The organism is Streptomyces sp. UNOB3_S3, assembly GCF_020740895.1.
In the GTDB taxonomy this organism is placed as follows: domain Bacteria; phylum Actinomycetota; class Actinomycetes; order Streptomycetales; family Streptomycetaceae; genus Streptomyces.
Window position 1 is genome coordinate 1 of record NZ_JAILXP010000521.1, and the last position, 3,746, is coordinate 3,746.

At 75.7% G+C, this 3,746-nt stretch carries 1 protein-coding gene; it reads left to right on the forward strand.

Annotated features, from left to right (window positions below):
• Positions 1-86: 86 nt before the first annotated feature.
• A partial coding sequence (locus K6I33_RS32905) for a DEAD/DEAH box helicase (protein WP_229358317.1) occupies positions 87-3,746 on the forward strand: 3,660 nt, incomplete at its 3' end.

The window sequence follows — 3,746 nt, forward strand, 5'->3', positions numbered from 1 at the left end:
TCCCGGAACCGCCCCCCTGGCCCCCGGAACCGCCGCTGACCTGCGCGTCCGGGGCATTGTCAGTGGTGCGGTGCACGATGGGGGACATGGCGAACGACACGGCGGCCCCGCCCCCGGGGCCCGATCCGGCCTCGGCCCTCGACGCGTTCTCCCCCGCGACCCGCTCGTGGTTCACGGGGGCGTTCTCCGCGCCCACGGCCGCCCAGGCCGGCGCCTGGCGGGCCATCGGCGAGGGCTCGGACGTCCTGGTCGTCGCCCCCACCGGCTCCGGCAAGACGCTGGCCGCCTTCCTCGCCGCCCTCGACCGGCTGGCCAGCGTCCCGCCGCCCGCGGAGCGCGGCAAGCGCTGCCGGGTGCTGTACGTCTCCCCGCTCAAGGCCCTCGCCGTGGACGTCGAGCGGAATCTGCGCAGCCCCCTGACCGGCATCCGCCAGGAGGCCGCCCGGCTGGGGCTGCCCGAGCCGGAGATCCGCGTCGGCATCCGCTCCGGTGACACCCCGGCGGCCGAGCGCCGCGCCCTGACCACCCGGCCGCCGGACATCCTGATCACCACGCCCGAGTCGCTGTTCCTGATGCTCACCTCCGCCGCGCGGGAGGCGCTGACGGGCGTGGAGACCGTGATCCTCGACGAGGTGCACGCCGTCGCCGGGACCAAGCGGGGCGCGCATCTGGCGCTGTCCCTGGAGCGCCTCGACATCCTGCTGGAGCGCCCCGCCCGGCGCATCGGCCTCTCCGCGACCGTGCGCCCCGTGGACGAGGTGGCCCGCTTCCTCTCGCCGCGGCGCAAGGTGGAGATCGTCCAGCCGCCGTCCGGCAAGGAGTTCGACCTGTCGGTGGTCGTGCCCGTCGAGGATCTCGGCGAGCTCGGCGGCTCGCCCGTGCGGGAGGGCGGCGACGGCAAGGACCGGCCGTCGATCTGGCCGCACGTCGAGGAGCGCATCGCCGACCTCGTCCAGGCCCACCGCTCCACGATCGTCTTCGCCAACTCCCGCCGCCTCGCCGAGCGCCTGTGCAACCGGCTCAACGAGATCGCCCACGAACGGGCCGCCGGCGCCCCGCTGCTCGAGCACCACTCCCCCGCCGAGCTGATGGGCGGGTCCGGCCCGGCGAAGGGCGCGCCTCCCGTCCTCGCCCGCGCCCATCATGGCTCGGTCTCCAAGGAGCAGCGTGCCCTGGTCGAGGAGGACCTGAAGGCGGGCCGGCTGCCGGCCGTCGTCGCCACCTCCAGCCTGGAGCTCGGCATCGACATGGGCGCCGTGGACCTGGTCGTCCAGGTCGAGTCGCCGCCGTCGGTCGCCTCCGGGCTCCAGCGGGTGGGCCGCGCGGGCCACCAGGTCGGCGCGGTCTCCACCGGCGTCGTCTTCCCCAAGTACCGGGGCGACCTGGTGCAGGCGGCCGTGGTGACCGAGCGCATGCGGCGCGGCGCCATCGAATCCCTGCGCGTACCGGCCAATCCGCTGGACGTCCTCGCCCAGCAGGTCGTCGCCATGGCGGCCATGGACACCTGGGACGTCGAGGAGCTGCTGGCCCTGGTGCGCCGGGCCGCGCCCTTCGCGGCGCTGCCCGAGTCGGCGTACTCCGGCGTCCTCGACATGCTCGCCGGGCGCTATCCGTCCGACGCCTTCGCGGAGTTGCGCCCGCGCCTGGTCTGGGACCGCGTCGCCGGTACGGTCACGGGGCGCCCCGGCGCGCAGCGGCTCGCCGTCACCTCCGGCGGCACCATCCCCGACCGCGGCCTCTTCGGTGTCTTCCTGGCCGGCGCGGACCCCAAGAAGGGCGGCGGCCGGGTCGGCGAGCTCGACGAGGAGATGGTCTACGAGTCCCGCGTCGGCGACGTGTTCACCCTCGGCACGACATCCTGGCGGATCGAGGACATCACCCGTGACCGCGTCCTCGTCACCCCCGCCCCCGGCACCCCGGGCAGGCTGCCGTTCTGGAAGGGCGACCAGCTGGGCCGCCCGCTCGAACTGGGGCGCGCGCTCGGGGCGTTCCTGCGCGAGATCGGCGGGCTGGCACCCGACGCCGCCCGCGACCGGCTCACCGCCGCCGGCCTCGACGACTGGGCCGCCGGCAACGTCCTGTCCTACCTCGACGAGCAGCGCCGCGCCTGCGGGCACGTGCCCGACGACCGGACCGTCGTCGTCGAGCGGTTCCGCGACGAGCTGGGCGACTGGCGGGTGGTCGTCCACTCCCCCTTCGGCGCCCAGGTGCACGCCCCCTGGGCACTGGCCCTCGGTGCCCGGCTCTCCGAGCGGTACGGCATGGACACCCAGGTGATGCACGCCGACGACGGCATCGTCCTGCGGCTGCCCGACGCCGACCTGCTCGGCCTGGACCTGCTGGATGCCGGCCCCGCCCGGCAGGACGGCGCGTACGACGCCGAGCGGTCCCCCCTCACCGCCGCCGACGTCCTGTTCGACAAGGGCGAGGTCGAGGGGATCGTCACCGACCAGGTGGGCGGCTCGGCCCTGTTCGCCTCCCGCTTCCGCGAGTGCGCCGCCCGCGCCCTGCTGCTGCCGCGCCGGAACCCGGGCAAGCGGACGCCGCTGTGGCAGCAGCGCCAGCGCGCTTCCCAGCTGCTCCAGGTGGCGAGCGAGTTCGGCTCGTTCCCGATCGTCCTGGAGGCCGTCCGCGAATGCCTCCAGGACGTCTTCGACGTCCCAGGCCTGACCGAGCTGATGGGCGACATCGAGGCGCGCCGGGTCCGGCTGGTGGAGGTCACCACCCCCGAGCCGTCCCCGTTCGCCCGTTCGCTGCTCTTCGGCTACGTCGCCCAGTTCCTCTACGAGGGCGACTCCCCGTTCGCGGAGCGACGCGCGGCCGCCCTGTCCCTCGACTCCCGGCTGCTGGCCGAGCTGCTGGGCCAGGCCGAGCTCCGCGAGCTGCTCGACGCCGACGTGCTGGCCGAGCTGGAGCACGAGCTCCAGTGGCTGACCGAGGACCGCCGCGCCAAGGACGCCGAAGGCGTCGCCGACCTGCTGCGGCTGCTGGGCCCCCTCACCGACGCCGAACTGACCGAACGCGGCGCCGAGCCGGGGTGGGCCCGGGAGCTGTCCGACGCCCGCCGCGCCCTGCGCGTCCGGATCGCCGGCGAGGACCACTGGGCCGCCGTCGAGGACGCCGGCCGGCTGCGGGACGCCCTGGGCACGGCCCTGCCCGTCGGCGTCCCCGAGGCCTTCACCGAGCCCGTCAAGGACCCGCTGGGCGATCTCCTCGCCCGCTACGCCCGCACCCACGGCCCGTTCACCTCGGCGGAGGCGGCGGCCCGGTTCGGCCTCGGCATCGCCGTGACCGAGGGCGTGCTGCACCGGCTGGCGGCCGCCGGCCGGATCGTACGGGGCGAGTTCCACCCCGCCGGCCTGGGCCAGGAGTGGTGCGACGCGGCCGTCCTGCGCCGGCTGCGGCGCCGCTCCCTGGCTGCGCTGCGGCACGAGCTGGAGCCCGTGCCGCCCGCCACGCTCGCCGCGTTCCTGCCAGCCTGGCAGCACATCGGCTCCCACAGCCTGCGCGGCGTCGACGGACTGCTGCGCGCCGTCGAGCAGTTGCAGGGCGCCCCGGTGCCCTCGTCCGCGCTGGAGAAGCTCGTCCTGCCCTCCCGGGTGACGGACTATTCCCCCGCCATGCTCGACGAGCTCACGGCGGCGGGCGAGGTCGTCTGGGCCGGCGCGGGCGCCCTCCCCGGCAAGGACGGCTGGGTCTCGCTGCTCCTCGCCGACGCGGCCCCCCTGCTGCTCCCGGCCCCGCAC